We start from the raw sequence: 26,087 nt of genomic DNA on the forward strand, positions 1-26,087 counted from the left end.
AAATGGGGAGTGCGAGATTCGGGTGAGGGCGACGGGCGTCAGGCTCGCGCGTTAGGACGCGCCCGGGGAGTCGTCGGAGGAGGCGCTTGCCAGGCTGGCCTGTGTGCTCGGAGCCTGGTCTTGCTCATCGGCCGCTGGCGAGTCCTCGGGTTGGTCGAGCCCGGCGTGCATCTCAATGAGGGCGTGGAGCTCGCTGGCTTCCAGGGTGGGAAGTTCGGCGATGCTCTCCAGGCCGAAGAAATCCAAGAAGCGCGGAGTGGTGCCGTAGAGGTTGGGTTTACCGATGTCATCAAGGCGTCCGACCACCTCGATGAGTTGGACCTCCTGGAGGGTTTGGAGCACGCCGGAGGAGTTGACGCCGCGGATTTCGTCGATTTCGGCGCGGGTCAGGGGCTGTCGGTAGGCGATGATGGCCAGAGCCTCCATCGCGGCGCGGGAGATGCGTACGGGGCGGGTTTCAAAGAGCTTGCGAATGGCCTGGCCGATCTCGGGATCGGGGTTGGTGCGCAGCTGGTAGCCGCCGGACATGCGCACCAGGTGGATGCCGCGGGCCGGGCCGGCGTATTCGAGTTCCAGAGCGCGCAGGACCGTGTGCAGCGTTTCGGCGCTGGCCTCGGGCAGGGCGTCGCGGAAGCGATCCAGGGAGAGGGGCTCCTCGGCGGCCAGCAAGAGCGCCTCAACCCGGGCGCGGATGGTCTGTTCGTCGTTCATGGCGTGTCGTAGAACTCCAGGGTCTGGCTGACCTCGACGATGTCGATGACGGCGCGCTCAATGATGAGGGTATCCGGGCCGCCGAGCCGCTGTTGGAAGAGCTTGATCATGCGCAACTTGGTCATTTCCAAAAGCGCCAGAAAGGTTGTGACGACTCGGTGGCGGGTGATGCGACTCTCGCCGAAGAGCGACTCGAAGGGGATGCGCGGCTCGTCGCGCAGGATTGTGGAGATGTCCAGGATCATGCCGCGCAGGGTGAGTTTCTCCCGGGTGATTTCGTAGGCCCAGTGGGGCTCTTCGCGTTGCTTTTCGATCACGCGGCGCAGCGCGGCGACCAGATCGCTGATGTCGGCCTCGCGCAGCTTGGGGGGGCCAACCTGTTGGCGTTCTTCCTGGGCGCGGGGCGCCGGCAGGAAGAAGTCGCGCTGGAGCTGGGGGCGATCGTCGAGCTGTTCGGCGGCCCACTTAAAGACCTGATATTCGATCAGGCGGCGGACGAGTTCTTCGCGGGGATCGGGGCCGAGTTCATCGTCGTGTTCTTCGGGGTCGGGAGGCAGGAGGGTGCGCGACTTGATGTAGACCAGGGTCGCGGCCATCTCCAGCCATTCGCCGCCGACGGTGAGGTCGAGCGCCTGGAGCTGGTCGAGGTAGCGCAGGTACTCGGCGGTGATCAGAGCGATGGGGATGTCGAAGATGTCGACTTCGTGCTCGCGGATCAGATCGAGCAGAAGATCCATGGGGCCCTGATAGGTCGGCAGATCGAGGTTGAGCTCGGCGGGGACCTGGGCGTTGTCGACCGCGTGGCGGTCTTGGGAGGCGCTCTTCATGGGCGTAGGTGGCGAGTCATGCTCGCGGGTGGTGGTCATCGTAGAGGCGCTTGAGGCGCTCTCGGGCCACGTGGGTGTAGATCTGGGTGGTGTTGATGTCGGCGTGGCCCAGCAGTGCCTGGACGATGCGCAGGTCGGCACCGCGCTCTAAAAGGTGCGTGGCGAAGCTGTGGCGCAGCTTATGGGGACTGATGGGTTTATCGATGCCGGCGCGTTCGGCGTAGCGTTTGATGTTTTTCCAGAAAGCCTGGCGGGTCATCGCACCACCGCGGCGGGTGACAAAGAGCGCCGGTGAGGCGCCGGGACCGCCGGCGTTGGCCAGGAGTTGGCCGCGTGCCTGGTCCTCATACTCAGCGAGCGCGTCGATTGCAACCTCACCCAGGGGGACGACTCGCTGTTTGGATCCTTTGCCGACCACGCGCACGTATCCGGCGTGGAGATCGACCTCTTTGATGAGCAGGGTCACCAGCTCGGTGACGCGCAGGCCGGTGGCGTAGAGGACCTCCAGCATGGCCCAGTCGCGTAGCCCCTCGGGGCTGGAGCGGTCGGGGGCGTCCAGCAGCGATTCAACTTCGTCGAGGGAGAGCACGGTGGGCACGCGGGTGCCGTAGCCGGGGGCGTCGACGTGGGCGGTGGGATCGCGCTCGATGGTGTGGCTGCGGCGTAAAAACTTAAAGAGCCCGCGCACGCTGGAGAGTTTGCGGGAAATCGTGCGTGTTTTGACCGACTCGCCGAGTTGGTGGGCGAGAAAGGCGCTGATATCGGCGTCGGAGATGGCCTCAATCGCCGGGCTGGGGCGGGGGGTGTCGCTGTGGGCGTCGGTGAGGAAGTCGCTGAACTGGCTCAAGTCGTTGCTGTAGGCCAGGAGGGTGTTTTCGGCCAGGTGTCGCTCGACTTTGAGATGAAAGAGGTAGGCGTCGATGGCTTCGTCGAGCTTCATGGGGGCTCCGTGACAAAGGGAGTGGCCTGGCCGAGCCTAAGGGGGGGCGAGCCATAGAACAAGGTGCAGTCGGTGTGGGGATCAGCTCTCGGGGAGGCGGGCCAGGGCCTGGCTGATGGCGTCGATGACCTGGCCGGTGCGCCGGGCGTCGAGTTTACCACCGTGGGCTTCTTCGACGTAGAAGTTGTCGATGGCCTGGCTTCCCAGCGAGTCGATGCGGCTGACACGGGTTTCCACGCCGGCTTCCCAGAGGGCGCGGGTGATCTGGTAGAGGAGGCCCAGGCGATCGGGGGCGCGGACTTCGATGACGGTGAAGTGTTCGCTGGCGTGGTCGACCTCGCGCACTTCGGTGGGCATCTGGGGGATCGGTCGGGGCGAGAGGCGACTCTCCTCGAAGCGTTGCTGGAGGAGTTCATCGACGTTGAGGCGCTCTTCGAGGACGTCGACGATGCGGGAGGTGATCTTCTCGATGCGGCGGGGATCGTCGACGGCGCGGGGCTCGGCGACGGGCAGGGCGGCGGGGTTGAAGTGGGCGATGTGGAAGATGTCCAGGGTGCGGCCGCTGGCGGTGGAGACGATGTCGGCAGACATGATGTTGACCCCGGCGCTGGAGAGGGCGCCGGCGATGCGGGCCAGGGTGCCGGGGGTGTCGACGGTGGAGACGATGATCTCGGTGATGCCGCGATCGGGCAAGGGGGCGACCTCGACGGCGACGCCTTCGATGCGGGTTTCGACATCGTTGCGGCGGGCCCGGGTGTAAGCGGCGAGCTGGCGGGCCAGGGCGTCGGGCTCGGCGTGGAGCAGGTGTTCCTGGGGGAGATCGTGGAGGAAGGTGTCGATGTCGCGGGGTTCGACCGGCGCGTCGCTGAGATCGAGGACGCGGCGCTCCAGGCGCTGGCGGATTCGGCGCAGGCCGCGCGGGTCGGCCAGGTGGCGTAAATCCCCCTGTTCAAGCGCCTCGCGCACCCGGCGGTAGAGTTCCATGAGCAGCGTGGCGTTCCAGTCGTTCATCACGTCGGGGGCGACGGTGCTCATGTCGCAGAAGGTCAGGGCGGTCAGCAGGTTGAGGGTGGGGACGTCGCCCAGGCGTTCGGCCAGGTCGTCGATGACGTGGGGATCGGAGAGGTCTCGGCGGCGGGAGGTCAGGCTCAGGGCCAGGTGTTCGCGGACCAGCATCGCCAGCAGATCGACCTGGGGAGGCTCTAGTCCCAGGCGGGGGCCGATGGATTCCATGAGCAGGGCGCCCTTGCGGCTGTGGTCGCCGCCGCGGTTCTTGCCGATGTCGTGGAGGAGGCAGGCCAGCAGGAAGACTTCGCGTTCGGTGATGGTGCCGGCCACGTGTGCAAAGAAGGGCCAGCGCCCGGCGGCGTGCGGGTCACCGGCGAGGAGAGCGCGGCCCAGCTCCAGGCACTTCAGGGAGTGAACGTCGGTGGTGTAGACGTGGTAGACGTCGTGCTGGACGTGGCAGATCAGCGGGTCGAACTCGGGGAGGGTGCGAGTGAGCACGCCCAGGTCCAGGAGGCGCTGCGCGGTGCGGGCCGAGGTGGTGGGGGAGGTTAAGAGGGCGCGCAGGCGGGCGGCGCGTCGGGGGGAGGTTTCGTCGCCCATCGGCCAGGTGCCCACGGCGGCTTCGATGGCGGCTTCCAGGCGCGGGTCGAGCAGGGCGTCGTGATGACTGGCCAGGCTCAGCGCATCGAAGACCTCGTCGGCGTTGAGCACGTCGCTGTGTTCGGCGGGAAGTTGAAGTTGGTCCCCGAGCAACTCAAAACTTCCCAGAGACTGCACCGATGCCGGAGGGGTGGTAGTGGCCCAGCGGCGGAGCATGCGTTCACAGGACACGCTGACCGAGCGGGCCTGCCAGTAGTAGGCACGCATCAGCGACTCGACCTGGGGGGTGAGGCGCTGGCGATCCTGTTCGTCGCGGGGGCGAAAGCGCGCGACGATCTCGTCGGGATGGGTCTCTTCGAGGGCGTGTGGGGTCTGCAGGCGAAGTTCGTTGAGACGAACCAGAAGTTCCTGGTCGGCGAAGGTGAGGCGGTCGCTTTTGCGGCCGTGGATTAGGTGGAGGGTGTTGCGGGTGGCCAAGATGGCGTCGAGGCGCTCGACGTAGCGTCGGCGTTGCTCGGCGTCCCAGCCCACCTCGGCCCGGGTCTGGGTGCGGGCATCGAGTCGCCAACGCGTGCGGGCGGCCCAGCTGATGCAGTTGAGATCGCGCAGGCCGCCTTCGCCGTTTTTGGCGTCGGGCTCCAGCAGGTAGACGGTCTGGCCGTGGCGCGCCACGCGCTGGCGGTGTCCCTCGAAGAGTTGTTCGACGAAGGAGGCGCCCTGATCCCGGGCGCGCAGGTGGTCGATGGCGGCGTCGCGGTCGGCGGCCGCCGAAGGTGGGCCGCATAGGGGGCGCAGGTCGATCAGGGCGATGGCCGTGCGCGGATCTTCGGCCAGGGCTTCCGGGGTCTGCGCCGGGGTGCGCACCGCGTGGCTCAGGCGCAGTCGGGGGACCCGGGACCAGGCCATCAGGCGCTCGACGGCCAGGGCCAGCTCCGGGCGTTGGAGCCAGGCCTCGTCGTTGAGGGCGATGAGCACGTCGATGTCGCTGTGGTAGGCGAGCTCATCGCGCCCGTAGCCGCCGGTGGCGTGGAGTGAGGCGACCTCGCGCAGCTGGTCGCTGGAGGCGTGTCGCCACAGGGTGATCAGCCAGCGGTCGGTGACCCGTCGCAGACGGCGGGCGATGTTGAGGCCACCGGCGCCCATAACGATGGCGCGAGCGATGTTGTGGCGCGAGGCCATGACTTCGGCGTTGGCCTGAGCCACCGCCTCGGGTATGGCGAGGGGGCCGGGGTCGGTCACTATAGGTCTCCAGCAACGTTTGGCGTTTAAGACGCGGCGCGCACCCACCGGGCGCGCTGAAGTCTCGCTCCTAACACTCCCTATCCGTCGCACCCAGAGGAAGATGATGCCAGAGAGCCCCGCTGATCAAGCCGAAGTGCCCGTGGAATGTCTGCGGCTGACCCGAGATCTGCCCGGAGTCTCCGGGACGCTGAAGACGGTGCCCGAGGACTTCGTGGTGGAAGAGATTCCGGCGTATGAGCCCTGTGGAGAGGGAGATCATCTCTTTTTGTGGGTCGAGTCGCGTGATGTGGACGGCCGCAGCCTGCTGCGCAGGCTGGCGGCTGCCTTTGAGGTGGATGAGGGCGAGGTGGCCAGCGCCGGCACCAAGGATCGCTTCGCGATTACCCGCCAGTGGTTCTCGGTGCCGGCCTCGGCGCTTGGTGGGCGTGCGCCGGCGGAGGTGGTGGGGGAGATCGACGCGAAGGTGGCGATTTTAGATGCCCGGCGCCATACCAACAAACTTCGCACGGGGCATCTTCGCGGCAACCGCTTCGAGCTGCGGGTTCGGGAGCTGGCGGTCCTCGATGACGATCAGCCCGGGGATGTGGCCGCGCGCATCGAGGCGATCGCCGCCCGACTGCGGGATCAGGGGGTGCCCAACTACTATGGCGAGCAGCGCTTTGGGCGCGAGGGGCAGAACTTAAGCCGGGGGCTTGCCTGGCTCAAAGGGGGGCGCGGGCCCCGGGGGCGTTTTCAGCGTAAGATGGCTGTGAGCGCGGTGCAGAGTGAGGTCTTTAACCGCGTGCTGCGCCGGCGCCTGGAAGATGGAAGCTGGCGGCGAGCGCTGGCGGGCGATGTGTTTGAGAAGCTCGAGAGCGGTGGGCGCTTCTGGGTGACTCCCGAAGAACTGGCGGAGATTCAGGAGCGGATCGACGCCGGCGAGCTGGTGATCACCGGGCCGATGCCCGGCTATAAAGAGGGCCTGGTCGAGGGGGCGGCCGGGCAGATCGAGCAGGCCGTGCTCTCGGAGCTGGGGCTGACCTGTGAGATGTTTCGTACGGCCGGTAAAATGGGGCGCGGCGCCCGGCGCGCGCTCACCATCGCGATGCCTGAACTCCGGGTGACGCACGAAGAAGAGGGAAGCGCACGGGTGGCCTTTGAGCTGCCCTCGGGCTCGTATGCCACGGTGGTGATGCGCGAGTTTCTGGGAGGCAAAGAGGACTTGGACGACGCGCCCCCCGTGGTATGATGTCAACGGTCCAGAGCGCATCTTTTGCGCCCTTTAGGGGCGATTGCAGACGACGAGGAATGCGGTGATCCGAAGAGAACTTCAGGCGCTGTCGAGTCCGAACTTCCAACAACTGGCGGTCCATTGTGGGCTGGACATCAGCGAGCTCGATCTCTCGCAGCTCTCCCGGCGGCGGCTGGTGGCGCCGCTGGAGGTCAGTGGGGAGGTGGAGGGAGGGTACACTCGGCTGCATCTCTTTGTGCTGGCGCGTTATCTGGAGGCGGTGCGCCCGGTGCGTCACCCCTGGGGCTCGCGAGCGGCCGGGCATACGCTGGATGAGGTCGCGGAGCTGGGGCGCGAACTCGAGGCGATCTTTGAGGGGCTGGGGCAAGGGCGTGTGGGAGAAGATTTGCTCTCCCGGGCCGACCGGGTGCTGCGCGAGCTGGAGCGTTTTCTGGCCGGTTGCGATCCCTTCGGCCCGCTGGGAGAGGTGATCGATCTGCTGAATCCGGAGTTTGTCGCGCGCCTTCGCAACCAGGGCCGCCTCTACGCGGAACTTCGCGGGGCGTCGCGGGCGCTGGCCGACGCGCTTCAGGTCGGCGAATCCCGGCCGGCGCGGGAGCCGATGACGCGCCCGATGTTCCAGTTCGACGTCGAGGCTGCTGCTCGCCAGACGCCCACCGATGAGCTGCGCTCCACGCAGGTGATCGATGAGCCGATGGAGACCTCGGCCCGGGCGCGCGAGGCGATCGATGAGGTGTTTTCGGCGGCCTCCGAGGTCTCGGAGAGTGCCGAGGAGGAGCGAGTTCTGCCCCGTCAGGCGCGCCAGACTCCGGCGTCGATGACCCGCGATGAGCTGCGCTCCACGGCGGTGATCGAGGTCTCGCTGGAGGATATCGATGTGCTCGACGAAGATTCCTTCTCGGAGCCTGCGCCGGCGGAGGCATCGGCGCCCGAGGAGCTTCACGAGCAGGTGACGCAGGGCGATGAGGCTTGCGAGAAGGGGCAGCTGGCCGAGGAGAGCTCCGATCCGATCTTGCTCACCGAGGAGAAGCCGGAGGTGGAGGCGTCTCGGACGTTTCGCCGGGCCTCGCAGCCTACCGAGCGCACCCTGGAGCTCAATGAACGTCTGGCACGGCTGCGCGCCGATGACGGGGAGCGCAATCCGCCCACCGCGATTCAAGCCGATGCGACCGATGAGCCCACGGCGCCCACCCAGGATTTGAGTGCTCGCATCGAAGAGCTTAATCGCCGCCGGGAGACCTATCTCAAAGAACAGGCCTGGGAACCCCTGGCCGAGTTGTATGAGAGTGGCATTGAGCTCTTTGCCGATGCTGGCGAGCGTCAGCAGGTCTTTTTGGTGTTGGCGATGCTCTACGAGGTGAAGCTGCGCCAGAAAGAGAAAGCCTTTGACGCCTTTGCCCGGGCCTTTGGTGAGCGTCAGGCTCTGGCCGGCCGGGGCAAGGCGCTGGAAGGGCTGCAGCGTCTGGGACGTGCAGCGAGTCTGCATCAGGGCTACGTGGAGTGGCTGCAGATGCAGCTCTCCACGCCGCTGGACGAACAGGAGCGTGAAGGGATGCAAAAAGAGCTCGCTCTGGCCCTCTTCTCGGACCGTCAGTACCAGAAGGCGTTTCTGTGCTACGCTTCTTTTCTGGCCGATGCTCCGGAGCGCAACGTCACGGCAGAGAGTCTGGCTCAGCTGGCGCGCCTCGGGGAGTACATCGAGGCCGAAGAGGTGCAGAGCTTCTACGACGATCTGCTGGAACAGGAGCTTAGCCCTTCGATTGCCGGGTTGATTCGCGAGCAGATCGTCCAGGGCGAGCAGGCGCCCTGACCCGTTCAGGGGAGAGGGTTCAGGCTTTCTCTGGGAGGGGGCGCTGTGCTAACAATTCGATACTTGACAGGTGGGTTTAGGTCCTTTGGTTGTGCACGGGCTGGAGCCTGCGGAAGGAACCTCGGCCCCTGTCGTGTTTGTGACGTGCGGTGCACATCGGTAGGCCGCGCACAGCTTAACGCTCTGGCAACGCCCAGGAGATCCCGGTGAAGATCTGCCCCTCATGCAACGCACGTGTTCAGGAGCACGAGAGAACCTGTCCGAGTTGTGACCGGGTCTTTGAAGCGCTCGTTCCCCGGCAGACGATGATGGGGATTCCCGCCTTCGTCGATGAAGAGTCGGACGCTGCGGTAGGTCAGGGGCGCACTGTCGCGGCACCGCGGAGCACGCTCTTCGGGCTTCCGGCGATCACCGCCGAAGAGGGGGCGGGCGATGAGTACGACGCGCGCACGGCGATGGTTTCGGCAGCCGATCTTCCCTTCGGAATGCCGGAAGAATCCCTGGAAGAGGATGATTCGACGCGCCAGGTCGACGCCGCGAAGCTGCAGGCGGCGTTTCAGGCACAAAAGGGTGGTGCGAAAGCCACCGCGTTTGGTTTGCCCTCTCCGGTGCCGGCGCGGAGTCCCGCCCAGACCCCGGTGGCGTTTGAGCAGCCCGATGATCAGAGTGACGTGCTCTCGGCCTGGGGGCTTGCCGAGGAGAGCAGCGAGGAGCTGGCGACTCAGGTGATCTCGCCGGCAGATTTTTCAGATCCGGGAGCGGGTGGTGGCGACATGTCCGTCAAGGGGGCCGGTGCCCCACGTGGCGAGTCCCGGCGTCTGCATACGTTGATGGGGATGTCGCTCGAAGAGGAGAGCGATCTGATGGGTGGGGGCGCCATGCGGATGGGCGGTGCCCAGGCCGACGCCGACGGCGCCCCGACGCAGGCGATGAGCCTTCAGGAGCTGCGGGCCGGCGCTGAGAAGTTACAGAAAGGTAAGAGCCTGCGCGATCGTCTCAAAAAGGGCATGGAGAAAGCGCAGCGGGAACCCTTGCCCACGCCGAGCGATCTTCGCACCGATGTGATGCCCGGGCACGTGGTTGAGCCGCTGGTCGAAGAGCAAGTGACGAATCCCTTTGAGCGTTCTTCCAATCGCGACACCCCGCGCAGCGGGGTGTATCGCGTGGCGAGGCGCGCGCGCTCGGCGGGCACTTCGGAGGACGCATCGGCGGGGATGGCCGAGGACTCCGGGGTGCTGGGAAGTGCGGGGCCCTATCAGGTGGGCAGTCATACCAGCGAGGCGCCTTTTGGACAGCACGAGGCGTCGCGCACGGCGTTTCCGGCCGGTCCTGCGGGGGCTACGCCGCAGGGGGAGCGCAAGGACTTGACGCCGGGCTCGGGGGCGTCGGCGAGTAGCCCCTGGGAGAGGACCTCCGGTGGCACCGGACCCCGCTTTGGTATCACCCTGCCGGAACCGGGAAGCGTTGGAGATGTTGCCGGGCCGACAACGCCCGAGACGCCTGTGGCACCGGCGAGCCCCTCGTGGGGGGGCGGAGCGCCCGCGCCCGGCGCCGCTGCCTCCGGCACGTCGCCGCTGGCGAGCGCGCCCCACCAGGAGACGTCGAATACATCGGGCTTGGGTTCGCCATCGCACCATAGAGCGTCCCAGCCGCCGTCGGCTGCTGGCTTCGGGGAGACGGCCTCACCAGGTACGCAGCCCGCTGCGAATGCGCCGTTGGGCGGGGCGTTCGGGGCTCCTTCGACGGCGCCGGGAGGCCACCAGCCCTTCGGGGCGATGCCCGCCGGCGGTGCGCCGCCGATGGCGGCCCAGCCCCAACGGCTCACCACGCCCCGGCAGACCGAAGATTTTGGGCCGTCTCCGCAGGTCGCCCCTGTGGCGCCGGCGGCGGCCGGCGGCGCTGAGGCGCTGGTGGCGACCCTTCAAAAAGTCTGCGGCGTGATGGCCGGGCTCACGCTGGTGCTGGCCACGGGGATGGGCGTGATGGGAGGAGCGGCGCTCACCGGGCTGGCACTTGTGCCGGTGGTCATGGGGCTGGTGGCGTTGCTGCTGCCCTTCTTGCCGGTGTCGCGGCGTATCGCCTCGGTGGGTTTTGCGCTGGTGGCCTTGGGAAGCCTGAGCGTGGTTGTGACCAGCGTGATGGCCGGCGCCGCCGAACTGGCGCTCTTTGTGCAGTTTGGCGGCGGGTTGCTGGCGGCGTTTGCCGCGGCCTTTCCCCTGGTGCTTAAACTGGTCAAGCCCTCGAATGCGTGACGCGCTGCGGCGATCGCCGTGCAAGGCGTTAAAAACCTGCTAAAGTGGGTGCGCGCCGGCGCGTCGCGCCGGCTTGAGTTGAGGTGCGCCCCTGGCGAGCAGTCGTGGCTCGCCAGGGGCGCCAGCAGGCTGAGGTATGCGCTGTGAAGGTGATCGTTCAGAAGTTTGGGGGGTCGTCGCTGTCCGACCTCTCCCGGATCCGTAAGGTGGCCGAGGCTATCGTCGCCACCCGTGAGCGCGGCTACCAGGTGGTGGTCGTCGTCTCGGCCATGGGGGATACCACCGATGAGTTGCTGGGGATGGCCAATGAGCTCGCCCCCAGTCCGTCGCGTCGGGAGCTGGATATGCTCCTCTCGGTGGGGGAGCGCATTTCGATGGCGCTGATGTCCATTGCCATTCAGGCTCGGGGCCACGAGGCCGTGAGTTTGACCGGATCCCAGTGCGGTATCATCACCACGGCCAGCCATTCCAATGCCCGGATCATCGATGTGCGCCCTTTCCGGGTGCAGGACGAGCTCGCTCAGGGGCGGATTGTGATCGTGGCGGGATTTCAGGGCACCAGCTATCGCCGCGATGTGACGACCCTGGGACGAGGGGGCAGCGACACCACCGCGGTGGCGTTGGCCGCGGCGCTGAATGCCGAGGCCTGCGAGATCTACAGCGATGTCGATGGGGTGTTCAGCGCCGATCCTCGGGTGGTCTTAAGTGCCGCGCAGCTCGCCAGCCTGAGCTACGAAGAGATGCAGGAGATGGCACGCGCCGGCGCCCGGGTTCTTAACGAACAAGCCGTCGAGTTCGCTCGCCGCGCGCAGATCGCGCTCTACGCCCGCAGCACCGAGAAGCGGGGAGAGGGAGGCACGGTGGTGCGCGTGGATCTGCCGCAGGACGAACTCAAGCGTCTGGAGGATGGTCGCCCGGCGGTGGCGGTCAGCCACATTCGCAGCGGGCTCTGGCTGCGTGCTCAGGCCAGCGCCGATCGGGTGGCCGAGGCCATTGAGCGCCTGGCGGTGGTGACCTACGACTGGCAGGCCGGTCGGAGGTTAGAGGCATTTGTAGCGCTGGATGATGTGCACGGCGTCGATGCGCTGGAGCGCCGGCTCCGCGATCTGGGAGCCGATGTGGAGGTGGGGCGCCAGGGGCTGGTCAGCGTGGTGGGGCTGGGCGTCGGGGGCCAGGCGCGCTGGAGCCGCATGGGCCAGGCGGCGCTTAAAGAAGCCGGTGTGGTAACCCTGGCGATGAACGCCAGCCTGGCGCGCTTGAGCTGGGTGCTTCCGCAGGAAGCGGTCGAGGAGGGGGCCCGGGCGCTGCACCAGGCCTTTGTCGACGCTTAAAGGGCGTGAACGTTCGCAGGCGCCTGGCGTCCAGGGGGGATCAAGCCTGGTCGGCAGGCTCCAGCCAGTGGCTGAGCTCGGGCACCACCAGTTGTGACCAGCTCTCCAGAGCGTCGAAGTCTGCCTGAAGCTGCTCCAGGTTCACCCACTCGCCGGCCATTTTATCGGTTTCGCGCACGCGAATCTCGTCGGGAGCGCCCCGATGTCGGGCGCTGAAGACCACGCCCAGGTGCACCTGGCCGACCTCATTGGTGTCGTCGTTGATGAGGCCGCGGTAGGTCAGTTCCAGCGGATGAGCGATGTGCAACTCCTCGTAGAGCTCTTCGAGCATTCCCTGCCAGAGAGCGTCGCCGGGGCGGGCAGCCTCGGGAGGCGCATCGCCGGTTTTGCCCTGCGCGATGTGTCCGCCCACTCCGAGTGAGAGCTTGTCGTGGAGGCGTGCCTCTCCCTGGGTGCGCAGGCGTCGGAGCCGAAAGAGATGACGATCGTCGTGCACGATCACATAGGGGATGAGCTGCTTGTTGGTGGGGTCATGCTCCAGCGGTGCGCGCTGGCCAAACTGAGCGCTGCGGGCGATCGCGCTGTAGAGCTCGGCCTGGCGGTCGGGATAGAAGCCGTGGTGCAGTGCCCCCAGCGTCTCCAGGTGCTCTCGTGTCACATAGGCGATGATTTCGTCTTTGTACTGCGGGGCGCTCATGCTCTGTTCCTGCGTTCGAAAGCCAAATACTAAGGGGAGGGGAAGCGCGTGCCTGGAAGGGGCGCGCCGGCGGGGGCATGCTCCGGGGGAGGAGCGCTTCGGGCAAGAAAAAACCGAGGCCCCATTAAGGGGCCTCGGTTTAATGCCGCGTGTGCTCTCGTGTGCGAAGTAAGTAGGAGGGATTTTGGTAGGATTTCCAGGAAGGAAATGGGGTGGGATATCAGGAAGATATGGGGAAGGATGCAACCTACCTCGCACACGACAGAACACGCGGATTTTCAAAGAGCCTTCGTGCCGTACTCGATGCTTATAACCGGAGGTGCCGAACTTCTATTCCGTAGTGACTGTAAAGTATCAGTGCTACTGGAACTTGTCACGCAAAGTTGCTGCACTTCCTGCATCACGACCCTTAAATTACAGCGATATTGGAAAATGTCAACCACACTGTAATAATTTTTGTAAAAAAAGGCCGATTGCAGCCATTCAGGGGGCGTTATCGCCCCTGAATAGGCCGCGATCGGCGGATCGTCCGGTGGGGTTAGCGATCGCTGGGATGCAGAGTGACGTGAAGATCCTGGCCGGTGATCGACTCCTGCACCCGGAGGGACTGATCCTGGTAGCCTTCCAGGCGCAACACAAAGTCCACGCCGTGATCGCCTTCAAACACAAAATCGGTCAGCGATTGCGGGGTGGCGCCGAGCAGACGTTCCTCGTCGCTGTCGGGCACGCGGGTAAAGAGGCGCGCGCCCGGCGGATCGGAGTGAATCTGCAGCCCGGCGGAGAGGACCTGAGGGGCGGGGCTGGTCGCGGCGGGATCCTCGGAGGTGGCGAGCCGGTCCATGGTGAAGAAGAACCACCCCAGGTTGGAAAGGACCAGGATGGCCAGCGCCAGGGTGAGGAGGTAGCCGCTGGGGCGGGGGGGGATCGGTGCAGCCTGCGGTGGGACGGGCGGCCCTTCGTTGCGCGGCGCGATCGCCGGCGCGTCGGCCGGCTGGCTCGCGGGCAGCGGGGTGGGCAGGCTGGCGATCGGCTCCTCGTCGCGTTCGCCGTGTACCGCTACAGAGAGGGCCCGGGCGAAGTCGCCTGGCGAGGGGTAGCGCGCGCGGGGATCGCGCTCCAGGGCGCGCTCAATGGCCTGGGAGATGGCCTCTTCGACGCCGAGCTCGCGTAGCGTCGGCGCGGGCTGCGTCTTGATGCGCATCAGCCCTTCGCTGGCGTCGATGGGATCGTCAAAGTAGGGGTGCACACCGCTCAGGGCACGAAAGGCCAGGGCGCCCAGTGCCCACTGATCGGCGGCTGCCGGATCGCCGCCGAGCTCGGGGTCGAAGGCCTCCGGGGGGAAGGCGTCGACCAGATCGGTGGTCAGTGCAGCGTGGGGCAGGGCGAGGAGCTCTTCCAGGCTCAGCGAGACCCCGAAGAAGGAGAGGTGGGCCCGGGCAAAGGCGTCTTTCCCCTCGGGGAGGCGGACCCAGCGGGCGCTCAGGGCGCCGTGGTAGAGCTCGCGCGCGTGGGCGCGCTCCAGTACGTCGGCCAGGCGCTCCACCAGCGCGGCGACTTCCCCGGGGGGGAGGGTGCCGCGTCGCTCCAGGACCGCGGACAGGGAGGTGCCCGCCTGGCTCTGCTCGATCACAAAGGGAACGCCGCGATCGAGTTCGCCGAAGTCGACCACCGAGAGCACGCCGTCGAGGCGTCGGTGGCTGGCACGCTCGGCGCTGCTGCGGATGCGTTCCACAAGCGCGTCTTCGGCGCCGGCCTCCGGGAGGCCTTCGAAAATCACCACCTGGACCGGTAGCCCGAAGGGCTCCTGGGTGGCTGCGTAGCGAGAGAGCAGGCTGTCGGCGCTGATGCGTCGATCCAGATGGTAGCGATGCTCCAGCGCCAGGGTGCCGCCTTGAAGGTTCTCCACGCTTTACTCCGCTGCGGGCTGTTGGGGTGAGGTAGGGGCTTTGACCGGGGGCGCGGCGGGGATGCCGCCTTTACGCGGGTCGCTGACCGCGGCCCAGCTCCCATCGGGCTGGCGTTGAATGGCCTGTATCGCGTTGTAGGCGCGACGGGTCTGCAACTGATGGCCGCGCTCGTCGAGCCCGGGGGCGAAGCGAAGGTTATCAAACTCAATGAAGAGCTGCTCGGGCAGCCACTGGTGATGCAAACGGGGCTGAGCGACGGCTTCGAGCACGTCCATCCCGAAGATCAGGGTGCCCACCAGCGTGAAGTAGGTGCCGGTGATGATGGTGGGACCGCCGCTGCCGCCCACGCTCATGTAGGGCTCTCCGCGGCGCAACACAAGGGTGGGACTCATCGAACTTAAGGGACGCTTATCGGGCGCTACGGCGTTTTGCTCATTGCCCATCAGACCATAGAGGTTGGGCTGGCCGGGGGCGATGTTAAAGTCGGCCATCTCGTTGTTGAGGATCAGGCCGAAGCTCGGGTCGTAGACCATTGAGCCAAAGCGGGTGTTGATGGTGGTGGTGCAGGCGAGCATGTTGCCGGCGGCATCGACCACGCTTAAGTGCGAGGTGCCCGGGGGATCTTCGGAGGGCGCGGTGGAGCCGTAGGCTTCGGTGGGTTTCACGCTGTTGAGCTCGATGGTCTCTCGGAGCTCGGCGGCATAGGCCTTGGAGATCAGGCGCTCGACCGGGACGTCGACAAAGTCGGTATCGCCCAGGTACGTGGCGCGGTCGGCAAAGGCGTGTTTAATGGCCTCGACCACCAGGTGAATGGCCGGGGCGTCCCAGGCCTGAGATTCGAGTTCAAATCCCTCCAGGATGTTGAAGGCCTCGATCAAGGCCACGCCTCCGGAGGAGGGCGGGGGCATCGAGATGAGCTCGAAGTCCTGATAGGTGCCGGTCAGCGGCTCTCGCAGGCTGACCTGGTAGCGGCGCAGATCCTCCATCGTCAGGATGCCGCCGGCGGCCTGGACGCTTTCCACCATCGCCTCGGCCACCTCACCGCTATAGAAGGGCGCGACGCCCTCGTCGCGAAGAAGGGTCAGCGCCCGGGCCAGGTCCTCGCGCACCATCAGATCGCCTTCCTGAAGAAGGTTCCCCTCCGCGTCGCTGAAGACGGCCTTGAGTGCGGGCCACTCCTCCAGGGTGGGGGCCAGCGTCTGGAGGTGGCGAGCCAGGGTCGCGCCTACCGGGAACCCCTGCTCGGCCAGTCCGAGAGCGGGGGTGACGACCTGGTCCCAGGCGAGCTGGCCGAAGCGACCATGCAAGGACCAGATGCCGGCGGCCTCCCCGGGCACGCCCACCGCCAGGCCGCCGTGGCGAGCCAGGCCCGGCTGGACCTCGCCATCGACCACGTACATGTCGCGGTGGGCCGCGCTCGGGGCGCGCTCCCGGTAGTCGAGCACGGTGGTTTTGCCCTTTTCAACCTCGCGGTAGAGGCAAAATCCGCCGCCCCCCAGCCCCGAGGCAAAAGGATGGACCAGCCCCAGGGTCAGCATGGCGGCCGCGCCGGCGTCGGCTGCGTTGCCGCCGGCGGCCAGCACCGCGGCGCCGGCCTCCGAGGCCAGCTGATGATCGGCGGCGACCACCCCGTCAAACGACTGCACCCGGTGGGCCTGGTAAGTCGCGGACTCCGGCGGGGAATTCGGGGCTTGCTGGGCGTACGCCGGCAGGCCCAGTCCGGTGACCAGGGCGAATGTGACGGTGCTGAAACAATCAAGAGTTCGAGCCATGATCCATCCATGAGCTTGTTGACAGTAAGAGGCGACGCTCTATGCTTCGCCGCATCGCCTCCTGGCGAATTCACGGTTTTCAACGATGATCGCCAAGTGACGCGCACATAAGCGTTTTCGCCTGGTGAACCTCCCACCACAGGTCGTTCATGATGGTCCGTTCAATCTTTGGTCTCTTCGCCAAAAGTCCCTTCCCGTATATCCGAGAGATGGCCCACAAGGTCAAGGAGTGCGCCGACGAGATACCGGTGCTCTTCGACGCGGTCTTTGAGGGCGACCAGGACAAGGTCAAGGCCATCGCCGAGAACATCAGCCATCTGGAGCATGAGGTGGATGTGGTCAAGACCCGCATCCGCGACAGTCTGCCCAAGACGATCTTTATGTCGGTGGACCGTCGTGACCTCCTCGACGTGTTGGCCTCGCTCGACGCGATTGCCGACAACGCCGAAGACGTCGGCATTCTCTTTACGCTGCGTAAGATGGAGCCCCACCCCGAGCTTGTGCCGCAGCTCAAAAAGCTGGTGCGTCGGGTGATGACCACGGTGGATAAGGCCGTGGAGATCGTCGATGCGCTGGAGGTTTTGGCCGACGTCAGCTTCACCGGTCCGGAGGCCGAGCGGGTGCTCTTGATGATCGATGAGCTCAACCGCCTGGAGCACGAGGCGGACCTGGTGCAGGACGCCCTGGCCCGGCTGCTCTTTGCGATGGAGGATGACATCAAGCCGGGCAGCCTGATGCTGTGGAACAAGATCTTTAACAAGGTCGGCGACATGGCCAACGCCGCCGAGAAGATGGGCAACCGCCTGCGCCTGTTCATGTCGAAGTAAAGCCTGGAAGCATTGAGAACTGCCGTGCCCGTTTTCCGGGTGCGGCCCGCTGTCGCGCATCGGGTCTGCAGAAGGCCGAGCTGGCGGCAGTGATCAGCGAACCGTAGTACCGGGAGCATATCTCCATGGGTGTGGAACTGATCCTCTGGGTGGCCATCGCGTTTGGCTTTTATATGGCGTGGAGTATTGGCGCCAACGACGCGGCCAACGCCATGGGCACCAGCGTTGGCTCCAAGGCCATCTCGTTTAAAGAAGCGGTGATCATCGCCGCGATTTTTGAGTTCTCCGGCGCGTTCATCGCCGGCTCCTCGGTGACCGATACGATGCGCCGGGGCATCATCGATCCTCTTCTCTTCAACGATCCGGCGGTGGTGGGGACCACCGAGGGGTCCACGCTCTTTATGCTGGGGATGCTGGCGGCCTTGATCTCGGCGGCGCTCTGGCTGCACCTGGCGGCGATGCTGGGGTGGCCGGTCTCGACCACGCACTCCATCGTGGGCGCCATCACCGGGTTTGGGGTGGTGGCTGTGGGGCCCTCCTACATTCAGTGGGGCACGCTGGCCAAGATCGTGAGCAGCTGGGCGGTGAGCCCGCTGACGGGAGGGATTCTGGCCTTCCTGGTCTTTACCGTGGTGCGCAAAATGATCTTCGATGCGCCCAATCCGGTGGCGGCCGTCAAGCGCTGGAGTCCGGTGCTGGTCTTTCCGGTCTTTGTGGTGCTGGCGCTGGTGATCTTCCTTAAGGGAATGCCCGGCGTCGATCTGGAGTCCTACGGCATTGGCAACACCGAGATCTGGATGCTTTCGGCCCTGGTCGGGGTGGTGGGCTCGGCGATCAGTGCGTTCTTTGTGCGCAAGATCGATCCGCCCGAGGGCGATGACCCGCAGCTGCACGTGGCCAAAGTTGAGCGGGTCTTCCGCTACCTGCAGATCGCCACGGCCTGTTTTGTGGCCTTTGCTCACGGTTCCAACGACGTGGCCAACTCCATCGGACCGCTGGCCGCGATTGTGGGCACCTTCAATGAGGGCGCCATCACCGCGAAGGTGCCCGTGCCCACCTGGGTGCTCCTGCTGGGTGGCGCCGGCATCGTGGTGGGTCTGGCGACCTACGGTTACAAGGTCATCGAGACCATCGGGACGAAGATCACCGAGATCACGCCTTCGCGTGGGTTCGCCGCGGAGTTCGGGGCGGCGTCCACGATTTTGATGGGGAGTCAGCTGGGCCTGCCGATCTCGACCACGCATACGGTGGTCGGGGCGGTGATCGGCGTGGGTTTTGCCCGCGGGATGACGGCGCTCAACCTGGGCATCATCTGGAACATCGTGAAGTCGTGGGTCTACACCCTGCCGGTGGCCGCGGGCTCGACCATCGCCATCTACTTTGTCATGAAGACGGCCTGGTCGGCGTTTATCTCGCCGCTCTAAAGCTCTTACCGGACGGCGGCGTCGCTCAGACGTCGTCGATCCAGTCTTGAATGCGCTCGAGGTTCAGGGGAGAGATCCCCCGGGCCTCGAGCGTTTGTTTTAGGGGGCGAGTGTGCAGCTGAAACTCATGGTCGCTCAGCCCCTGTTGGACCTCTCGCTGGTAGTCCTGGGTTTCGAAGTAGTGCCGCAGGCGCTCGGAGATCGGGTAGACCATCAGCTGCTGAAACCACTGGAAAGGCTCTTTTCGGGGGGCGTTTTTGTTTTCGATCATCTCCCAGTAGAGCCCCCAGGAGGCGGCGGCCACCGAGGTTTCGGTCAGGGGGAGGACATCGCGGCATAACGCCAGAAACGCACCCTGCCAGTAGGGGTCGAAGTGGCGAAACTCCTCGCTGTAGAAGATCGCGTTGTGGAAGTAGGAGGGCACGGTGACCATGGCGGCCATGCCCAGACGCTGGCAGACGTTTCGCAGCAGCTCCAGTACCTGGGGGCCGACGCCCAGCCCGGGGTAGCGCTGGCCGGGCAGGGGCGGGCGCTCGGGGCTGAAGTCGGCGGCCGGGTTCTGCAGTTGCAGCCACTCGATGTTGAGCACGGGCACATGGGTGGTGGGTTGGTCGCCCAGGCCCGGGGCCTGGAGGAAGTCGCGCCGTACCAGCAACTCGACCAGGGGGGCCTCGCACTCGGGCTTCCCGCTCCAGATGCGCAGGAGGTGCTCGTCCGGATCGTCGGTGCGCAGCTCCAGGCGCTGATCGATAAAGCCGATGCGCTCTAAGTCGCGGATAAAGCCGTACTTCTCCAGCGCGATGCGCAGCCCCTCTTCGGTGTAGAATCCCAGCCAGAGCGACTCATCCTGGCCGAAGAGATCCGTGAGCAACGAGATGTCTTCGAGGCTTTCGCTGCCCTGCTGAAGCTCGCCGCGGGTGAGCAGCGTGTAGATCTCTTCATACCGTTCTCGAAAACGCGTCATCGTCGGGGCGCTCCGCGGCGGAGGGGGTCGGGTAGGGAAAGGCGCCAAAGTGCGCCCGGCGGGGAGACCCGGGGGCCAGAGGGAGTGAGGGCTGGCCGCAAGTATAGGTGCGCCCCGACGCGGTGCCAAGCCGGATGCTCAGGGGGCCGGGGGCTCGGATTGGGGCGGGGCGACGGCGTAGGTCGGGGGGCCGAAGGGGCCAAAATGAGGGGCGGGCGCGCGGTCATCGACGTGTTGAGCGATGTAGGCGTAGGCCTGTCCGGGCCGGGCGCTGCGATCGAGAAAGCGGGCGCCGGCCGCGGGCTCCAGGTCGGCCAGGGGCTCCCAGGGGGCGTCGCCTTCTGCGGGGTCAGCCGGGAGCGCCCGGCGCATCAGGCGAGTGCGCTGAGCGGGTCTGGCCTGCCAGTGGAGGAGGAGGCCTTCCGGGGTGCTGGTGACGTCGAATGTGGAGGGGGGAGCGGGGAGCGCTCGCGAAGACGTCTCCAGGGAAGCGGAGAGCTCCCAGCCCTCTGCGGAGGCATCCTGCGGGGAGGTCAGCAGGGTGTAGCGCAGGTTCTGGCGAGCGACGCCCTGCGGGTCCAGGAGCTCCAACGCGCCTTGTCGCCAGGCGTGTTGCTGCGGCTCGGAGAGGACCAGATCGTAGAGAGGGGTGGCCGGCTCGTCTCCCTGCTGGCGTTCCAGGCGCAGGCGTGCGGGGGCGGCGGTGGGGGAGGGGGGGATGCGCAGGTAGAGGCCGCGCTCACTGACGCGGCTGACCTCCAGGCGGGTCGCCGCGGCCGGGGCAGGTGCCACCACCGGCGGGCGCAGCGCCGGGCAGGCGCTCAGAAAGAGCGCCACGCCCGGGCCGAGGCAGAACATCAGCAGCGCGCGCCGGGCGCCGCTTATCGGCTTTAGAACTTCCACATCAGGCGGCCCTGCAGGGTCCAGGCCAGTTCGGCGTTGACCGAGTCTCCAAAGGGACCCAGGTCACCGTAGTGGTTAAAGCGGGGGCGATCGGGGCGCGCGCCCATGCCGGCGAAGGGGAAGAGCACACCGGCGTCGACGGCGGCCAGGAAGGTGTCGGTGGAGATGTAGCGCAGCGATGCGTCGAACTCCAGGCCCAGCCAGGGCTCTCCGGAGGGGGTGCCGGCGGCGTTGAGGGCCCGCGAGGCGATGGCGTCGAGCTGAAACTCCATGCGCTGGCTGTTGTTATCCAAAAAGCGGGCCACCGCGTAGGGGTTGGCGTAGGCGGCGTTGCTCACCGTGCCGATGACCTCGCGGAAGAGGATCAGGTCGACGTGGTAGTCGGGGCTAAAGCGCATGAAGTCGAGCTGGTCAGCGGCGCTGGCGCCCCAGCCCCAGTTGGGCGTCTCGCCACCGGAGGCCAGGCCGGCGTTGAGGCCAAAGCTGACCGGTCCGCCCAGATCGAACTCCGACTCCAGGGCCAGGCCGTACTGCAACACCGACTTGGAGGTGGGGTTGCCGTCGGCGTCGGTGGAGCAGGCCGAGGCGTTGTTGTCGCGCTGGGAGTCGTCGAAGCAGTTGGTCTGGCCGCCACGATCGGCATCAAAGCCCACCGCGCCGGCGGTGGTGTTATCCACGTTGCCAAAGGTGCCCAGCGCTTCGAGTTCCAGGCGGATCTTGCGGTCCTCGGCGGGCTCCCAGAGCATCTGGGCCCAGACGTCGGCGGTGTAGATGTTGAGGCCGCGGTAAATCAGGGTCGGGGCCGCCTCGGTGCTCAGCCCGCTCTCGTCGATGAGCGTCGTGGCGCGGTTGTGGCGGCCGGTGACGTAGAGGCCGCCGTTGAAGACCGGCCGGCGCGAATGGTGGAGGGCGTGGGCCTGACGCTCGCGGTCGGCGCGACTCAGCGGGCTGCGCCAGACCTGAGCCGTCCACTGGTGCGTGCCGTCCAGGCGGCTGAGTTCGTGGGGCGTGCCGTGATCATAGCCCAGACGATCGCTGACCACACCGGCGGAGGCGAAGTCGTAGGCGGCCATGATGTTGAAGTCCCAGGCCCGGGTACGCAGCGAGATGCGATCGACCTGGTCGCCGAAGTCGCAGTCATCGCAGGCGCCGTCGTTGGCCAGGATGCCCAGGCCCCAGTCGTTGAGCATGCGCCCGGCCGAGAGCGTTCCGAAGAAGGCGTCGACTTCGCCGTAGGCGCGGCGCAGGCGCAGCACCGGGGCGCCGGTGCTGGAGGTGTCCAGGAGCCGGCGGTCAGCAGCCGGCATGCCCGGCTCAAAGAAGCTGTGGCGAGGATCGGCGCCCAGGGCGACGTTGTCCAAAAGGTCGACCTCGGTGATCACCCGCAGGTTTTCTTTGATGTGGAAGGTCGGGGCGATGCGCAGGCGCAGGTCGCTGGTCCAGAGGTTTTTGGCCTCGGGGTTGGCCGGGGCGTCGCTCGGGCTGACCGTCTCCAGGGGCGGAAGCACCGCGGAGGTGCCCCCGGTGCCCAGGTCAAATCCGACCCGGGCCCGGCTGCGTACGCGCAGGTAGCCCTCAAGCTCCACGAAGGGGAAGTTCGAGAGGGGCGTCAGTCGGTCGAGCAGCGTGTCGTCAATGGCTGCAGCCGGTACAAAGTCGATGTCTTCGGCCAGATCGTCGAAGTCGGAGAAGTCATCCTGGGGCCAGTCGTCCTCGGCGGGCTCGGTGCTCTCGGGCGGGGCCTGCTGCACGAGCTGCGGGGCCGCCTCGGCGGGGGCCGGTGGCGGGAGGGGCTGACCCTCCTGGGCGGTGGTTTCCGCGTTCGGGTCGGCTTCCGCATCCCCATCTTCGGCGGGGGCCGCTGCTTCGGAGGTTTCGGAAGTCTCGGAAGTTTCGGCGACTTCGGCGGCTCCGAGTTCTTCGGAGGCCTGGGGTTGAGAGGCCTCGGGTTCCGGGGCCGAAGGTTCGGCTGAGGAGTCAGCAGCACCGGACGCGTTCTGGTCTTGAGCCAGGGCGTGGGTGGGGAGCGCCAGAGCCAGCACCAGGAGGACGCCAAACACAGAAGAAGAGCATTTCATGGGGAGCCTATCGAGCCGGGCGTAGAAAAATTCCACACAAAGGGGGGCGGACGCTAACACGCACCCCGGGGGGGGTCAAGGTGGCCGCTGGAGCGCCAAATTGAAGGTCGAAGTGCGGTGGTTACCTTTGTTTAGACGGTGCCACGCGATGGGGTTGTAACGCGACGACGAGGTGCGCGATGGAGATCTTCTGGAGGCAGGCCGTATTGGCCGGGGTGATGGGGGTGGCCCTGATGACCATGGCGATGGTCGCGGGCAGGGTCATGGGCCTGTCGACGGATATGGTGCGGGCGATCGGGTTGGTGGTGGTGCCGGATCGGGACCGACACCTGGTGTACCTGGTCGGGGGGATTGCGCACCTGATTATGGGGGCGCTCTTTGGCGTGGGATACGCGGTGCTGCTCACCCTGGTCGGGGCGGCGGCGATCCCGGGGGTGGCCGCGGCCTGGGGTGCGCTCTTTGGGGCGTTGCACGGCGTGGCGGTCGGGGCGGCGCTGGGCGCGCTACCGGCGGTGCACCCGCGGATGGGACCGGGGGAGGTGCTCAGTGCGCCGGGCTTCTTCGGGCGTTACATCGGGGTCGGGATGCCGGTGTTTCTGATCATTTTGCACGTGATCTACGGCGTGGTCGTGGCCGTGGTGTACAGCGCCGGGTTTGGGTGAGTTCGCCCCCCCGGGCGAGTCGCCTCGGGCTCAGATCTCGTCGCGGGCCATCCAGATTTGGGTGAGCGGCCAGGTAAAGCCCTCCATCCGGTCTAGGAGGCGCTCGGGATCATCTTCGACCAGCAGGAGTTCGCGGTGGGAGCGCTTGAGAAAGCCGCTCTCCACGGCGTGATCGAGGAAGGTCAAAAAGGGATCGAAGTAGCCGAGCAGGTTGTAGATGCCGATGGGGCGCTGGTGAATGCCGAGTTGAGACCAGGTCACCACCTCGCAGAGTTCCTCAAAGGTGCCCATGCCCCCGGGCATGGCGACAAAGCCCTGGCTCTTTTCGATCATCAGCGCTTTGCGCTGGTGCATGCTATCGACCATGTGCAGCTCATCGAGCCCCGGATGGCCGGCTTCTTTGGTGGAGAGACCGTGGGGGAGGATACCGATGGCGCGGCCACCGGCCTCCAGGACCGAGTCGGCGATTGCCCCCATCATTCCGAAGCGCGAACCTCCGTAGACCAGCGCACACTGGCGCCGGGCCATGGCGTTGCCCAGCGCGCGGGCCCCGTCGACGAAGCGAGGGTCATTTCCGGGGCTGGATCCGCAATACACACAGAGGGAGGCGAGGCTCATCGGGTACTCCTGGAGGTCTTAAGGGGGGGAGGGCATGGTGTGGGCGCGCGTTGATCGCGATCCACGGGGCCATTGAACTCTCTAGTAACGCGCCCTCTTAGAGGTGTCGAGGCTCGGGAGGAGCGCGTCGGGAAATGGGCGCCGGGGGATGTGTGTTGTCACCGTGGCCTGCATTGCGTAGATTGCGCGGGCAGACCGGCCGGCGCCGCGCCCATAAAGGGCTAAGTGCCCTCAGCGCCTTGAGGAATCTTCCCGGATGTCGGGGGAACCAGGGCCGCGCCTTCAACGGGGCGTCTGAATTCATATGGTCATTAACCCAGGCAGAGTATCGTGGCGGAACAGTCGTTAGAGGAGCGAGAGACACGCGTGGCCGAGGCCATGGAGGCCTTCTCCGAGCGCCTGCAGGAGGCCGGGCTGAAGTCGACCAAACAGCGCGACGTGATCGTCGAGCGCTTCTTCTGGCTCGACAAGCACATCAGCGCCGATGAGCTGCTGGAGGACGTGCGCGAGCATCAGCCGCGCATTGGCTACGCCACGGTCTACCGCACGCTGAAGCTGCTGGTGGAGCAGGGGTTTGCGCTGCCCAAGGATTTTGGCGACGGGCAAACGCGCTACGATCCGATTCACAACCAGGATCCCCAGCATGATCACCTGATCTGTGTGGACTGCCGCAAGATCATCGAGTTTAACGACGAGGGGCTCAACGAGCGCATCCAGGCCATTGCCGAGAAGATGCAGTATCAGGTGCGCCGAAAGAAGATCGAACTCTACGCCGAGTGTCAGATCCCGGCGTGCCCGAGTCACCCCGATCACCAGGGCGCGTAAGCGCTCTTTCACTTCCATGTATGGATAGCGGGCCGGCGATGGATGGTGTCATCGCGCAGCGCCTGTGTTGCGGCGTCTCTGGTGCTCTGACCTCACGGGGGAAGGGCGCCGGAGTAGGCCCCGGAACTACTTAACCGATTGAGGCACGCATGAAGGACGACTTTTCGATCAAGGGCGAGGTGATCGCGGCGCTGGAGGGCGTCGAGGATCCGGGCCAGGGCGGCAAAAACATTGTCGATACTCACCTGGTGGAGCAGGTCGAGGTAAAGGGCGGTGTGGCGGATATTACGCTGGTGATGCCGAAGGGGCGCGATCGCCAGGAGCGCTTTGCCATTGAAGATGCGGTGTACGACCGGGTCGAGAGCATCGACGGGGTGCTCGAGGTGAAGGTCAAGACGATGACGCCTCAGGCGCTGGAGCGTGAGCGCAATGGCGAGCCGGCGCCGGCCGTGCAACCCGGCCCGAGTGCCGGGGCGGCCCGGCCGGCGGGGCCGAAAGCGGCCCCGGCGTCGCCGGCGGCCGCAGCTCCCTCGGCTCCGATTGAGGGCGTGGGCAAGGTGATCGCGGTGTCCTCCGGTAAGGGAGGCGTGGGTAAATCCACGGTGGCGGTGAACCTGGCGCTGGCGCTTCAGAAGATCGGCCACCGCGTGGGCCTGCTGGACGTCGATATCTACGGACCCTCGTTGCCGACGCTGCTGGGGATCTCCGGGCGTCCGGCGGTCAGCAATCGCCGCATCCTCCCGATGGAGGCCGACGGGCTGCGGGTGATGAGCCTGGGGTTCTTGATGGATGAAGACACCCCGGTGATCTGGCGCGGGCCGATCGTCACCGGGATCATCCGCCAGTTCCTGCGTGACGTGGACTGGAGCGGGCTGGATTACCTGATCGTCGACATGCCTCCGGGCACCGGTGATGCTCAGCTGGCGCTGGCGCAGACGGTTCCGGTCGACGGGGCGGTGATCGTGACCACGCCTTCGGATCTCTCGCTGATCGATGCGGCCCGCGGGTTGCAGATGTTCAAGACGCTCAATGTCGAGGTGATGGGCATTGTGACCAACATGTCCAAGTTCATCGTGCCCTCGACCAAAGAGGAGTTCTTCATCTTTGGGAACCCCGCCGAGGTGGTCAAAGAAGCCGGGCGTCTGGAGACGCCGGTGCTCGGTGAGATTCCGCTCGACCTCAGCGTGCGCGAGGGCGGCGACGCCGGGCGACCGGTGGTTGTCAGCCAGCCGGAAAGCCCGGTGACGGCGGCGTTTGTGGAGCTGGCCAAAGCGGTCGCCGCACAGAAGCCGCCGCACGCCGAAGGCGCCACCGGAGAGCAGGATGCTCAACCGAAGAAGGGCCTCTTCTCCTTCTTGAAGAGTTGATCGACGCGTCGCGCTCGTCTCAGGGAGCTCCTGGCGAGCGCGACGCGTAAAATTACTTTGCCAGCATCGGTGTCAGCGCCGATAATCGGGC

At 66.2% G+C, this 26,087-nt stretch carries 20 protein-coding genes; 9 read left to right on the forward strand and 11 right to left on the reverse strand.

All coding sequences use genetic code 11. From position 1 onward, the window contains the following. Window positions 1-51 precede the first annotated feature (51 nt). The 4 genes from scpB to DL240_RS07795 form a co-directional block, all read right to left on the reverse strand. Window positions 52-711, reverse strand: a complete 660-nt coding sequence (scpB, locus tag DL240_RS07780; RefSeq protein ID WP_111729314.1) for an SMC-Scp complex subunit ScpB — start codon at window positions 709-711, stop codon at window positions 52-54. After that, the gene (locus DL240_RS07785; RefSeq protein ID WP_111729315.1) at window positions 708-1,577 is read right to left on the reverse strand and encodes a segregation and condensation protein A; all 870 of its coding nucleotides are present in this window, start codon (window positions 1,575-1,577) and stop codon (window positions 708-710) included. Before DL240_RS07785 ends, scpB begins: the two co-directional genes overlap by 4 nt. Continuing rightward, entirely contained in the window at window positions 1,555-2,478 is a 924-nt protein-coding gene (xerD, locus tag DL240_RS07790; protein WP_111729316.1) for a site-specific tyrosine recombinase XerD, read from the reverse strand. Before xerD ends, DL240_RS07785 begins: the two co-directional genes overlap by 23 nt. 81 nt (window positions 2,479-2,559) lie before the next feature. Next, window positions 2,560-5,325 carry a [protein-PII] uridylyltransferase family protein gene (locus DL240_RS07795; protein WP_111729317.1) on the reverse strand — a complete coding sequence of 922 codons (2,766 nt, stop codon included), beginning with the start codon at window positions 5,323-5,325 and terminating at the stop codon, window positions 2,560-2,562. Window positions 5,326-5,431: 106 nt separating this feature from the next. On the opposite strand from DL240_RS07795, the gene truD reads away from it, so the two are divergent. The 4 genes from truD (at window position 5,432) to DL240_RS07815 (ending at window position 11,952) form a co-directional block, all read left to right on the forward strand. Then, window positions 5,432-6,556, forward strand: a complete 1,125-nt coding sequence (truD, locus tag DL240_RS07800) for a tRNA pseudouridine(13) synthase TruD (RefSeq protein WP_111729318.1) — start codon at window positions 5,432-5,434, stop codon at window positions 6,554-6,556. Window positions 6,557-6,620: 64 nt separating this feature from the next. Further along, entirely contained in the window at window positions 6,621-8,369 is a 1,749-nt protein-coding gene (locus DL240_RS07805) for a hypothetical protein (protein WP_111729319.1), read from the forward strand. Between the two features lie 206 nt (window positions 8,370-8,575). Beyond that, window positions 8,576-10,621, forward strand: coding sequence for a hypothetical protein (locus tag DL240_RS07810; protein ID WP_111729320.1), 2,046 nt, complete (start codon window positions 8,576-8,578; stop codon window positions 10,619-10,621). 83 nt (window positions 10,622-10,704) lie between these two features. Next, entirely contained in the window at window positions 10,705-11,952 is a 1,248-nt protein-coding gene (locus tag DL240_RS07815) for an aspartate kinase (RefSeq protein ID WP_199589767.1), read from the forward strand. Between the two features lie 40 nt (window positions 11,953-11,992). Here DL240_RS07815 and DL240_RS07820 read toward each other — a convergent pair whose 3' ends face one another. The 3 genes from DL240_RS07820 to ggt all read right to left on the reverse strand — a co-directional run bounded on the left by DL240_RS07820 (window position 11,993) and on the right by ggt (window position 16,328). Beyond that, window positions 11,993-12,649, reverse strand: coding sequence for a hypothetical protein (locus tag DL240_RS07820; RefSeq protein ID WP_111729322.1), 657 nt, complete (start codon window positions 12,647-12,649; stop codon window positions 11,993-11,995). 538 nt (window positions 12,650-13,187) lie between these two features. Further along, window positions 13,188-14,555 (reverse strand): serine/threonine protein kinase, encoded by a 1,368-nt coding sequence (locus DL240_RS07825; RefSeq protein ID WP_111729323.1) that lies wholly within the window; start codon window positions 14,553-14,555, stop codon window positions 13,188-13,190. 3 nt (window positions 14,556-14,558) lie between these two features. After that, window positions 14,559-16,328 (reverse strand): gamma-glutamyltransferase, encoded by a 1,770-nt coding sequence (ggt, locus tag DL240_RS07830; RefSeq protein ID WP_111729324.1) that lies wholly within the window; start codon window positions 16,326-16,328, stop codon window positions 14,559-14,561. Between the two features lie 152 nt (window positions 16,329-16,480). Between ggt and DL240_RS07835 the strand changes: the two genes are divergently transcribed. Both DL240_RS07835 and DL240_RS07840 read left to right on the forward strand, forming a co-directional pair. Next, window positions 16,481-17,155 (forward strand): TIGR00153 family protein, encoded by a 675-nt coding sequence (locus DL240_RS07835; RefSeq protein ID WP_158542430.1) that lies wholly within the window; start codon window positions 16,481-16,483, stop codon window positions 17,153-17,155. 125 nt (window positions 17,156-17,280) lie between these two features. Next, window positions 17,281-18,579 carry an inorganic phosphate transporter gene (locus tag DL240_RS07840; protein ID WP_111729326.1) on the forward strand — a complete coding sequence of 433 codons (1,299 nt, stop codon included), beginning with the start codon at window positions 17,281-17,283 and terminating at the stop codon, window positions 18,577-18,579. Window positions 18,580-18,604: 25 nt separating this feature from the next. On the opposite strand, the gene DL240_RS07845 is transcribed toward DL240_RS07840, so the two are convergent. From DL240_RS07845 to DL240_RS07855, 3 genes are all read right to left on the reverse strand, one after another. Next, window positions 18,605-19,543, reverse strand: coding sequence for a hypothetical protein (locus tag DL240_RS07845; protein ID WP_111729327.1), 939 nt, complete (start codon window positions 19,541-19,543; stop codon window positions 18,605-18,607). A 138-nt stretch (window positions 19,544-19,681) separates the two neighbouring features. Continuing rightward, window positions 19,682-20,446 (reverse strand): hypothetical protein, encoded by a 765-nt coding sequence (locus tag DL240_RS07850; protein ID WP_146618172.1) that lies wholly within the window; start codon window positions 20,444-20,446, stop codon window positions 19,682-19,684. Next, window positions 20,434-22,524, reverse strand: a complete 2,091-nt coding sequence (locus DL240_RS07855) for a hypothetical protein (protein ID WP_146618173.1) — start codon at window positions 22,522-22,524, stop codon at window positions 20,434-20,436. The genes DL240_RS07850 and DL240_RS07855 overlap by 13 nt, the downstream gene beginning before the upstream one ends. Window positions 22,525-22,703: 179 nt before the next feature. Between DL240_RS07855 and DL240_RS07860 the strand changes: the two genes are divergently transcribed. After that, entirely contained in the window at window positions 22,704-23,186 is a 483-nt protein-coding gene (locus tag DL240_RS07860) for a hypothetical protein (RefSeq protein WP_111729330.1), read from the forward strand. 30 nt (window positions 23,187-23,216) lie between these two features. Here DL240_RS07860 and DL240_RS07865 read toward each other — a convergent pair whose 3' ends face one another. Continuing rightward, the gene (locus DL240_RS07865; RefSeq protein WP_111729331.1) at window positions 23,217-23,804 is read right to left on the reverse strand and encodes an LOG family protein; all 588 of its coding nucleotides are present in this window, start codon (window positions 23,802-23,804) and stop codon (window positions 23,217-23,219) included. A gap of 330 nt (window positions 23,805-24,134) precedes the next feature. Here DL240_RS07865 and DL240_RS07870 point away from each other — a divergent pair, with 330 nt between their 5' ends. Both DL240_RS07870 and DL240_RS07875 read left to right on the forward strand, forming a co-directional pair. Next, entirely contained in the window at window positions 24,135-24,629 is a 495-nt protein-coding gene (locus DL240_RS07870; protein ID WP_146618174.1) for a Fur family transcriptional regulator, read from the forward strand. 149 nt (window positions 24,630-24,778) lie between these two features. After that, window positions 24,779-25,996, forward strand: a complete 1,218-nt coding sequence (locus tag DL240_RS07875; RefSeq protein ID WP_111729333.1) for an Mrp/NBP35 family ATP-binding protein — start codon at window positions 24,779-24,781, stop codon at window positions 25,994-25,996. Window positions 25,997-26,087 lie beyond the last annotated feature (91 nt).

Source organism: Lujinxingia litoralis (genome assembly GCF_003260125.1).
GTDB lineage: Bacteria > Myxococcota_A > Bradymonadia > Bradymonadales > Bradymonadaceae > Lujinxingia > Lujinxingia litoralis.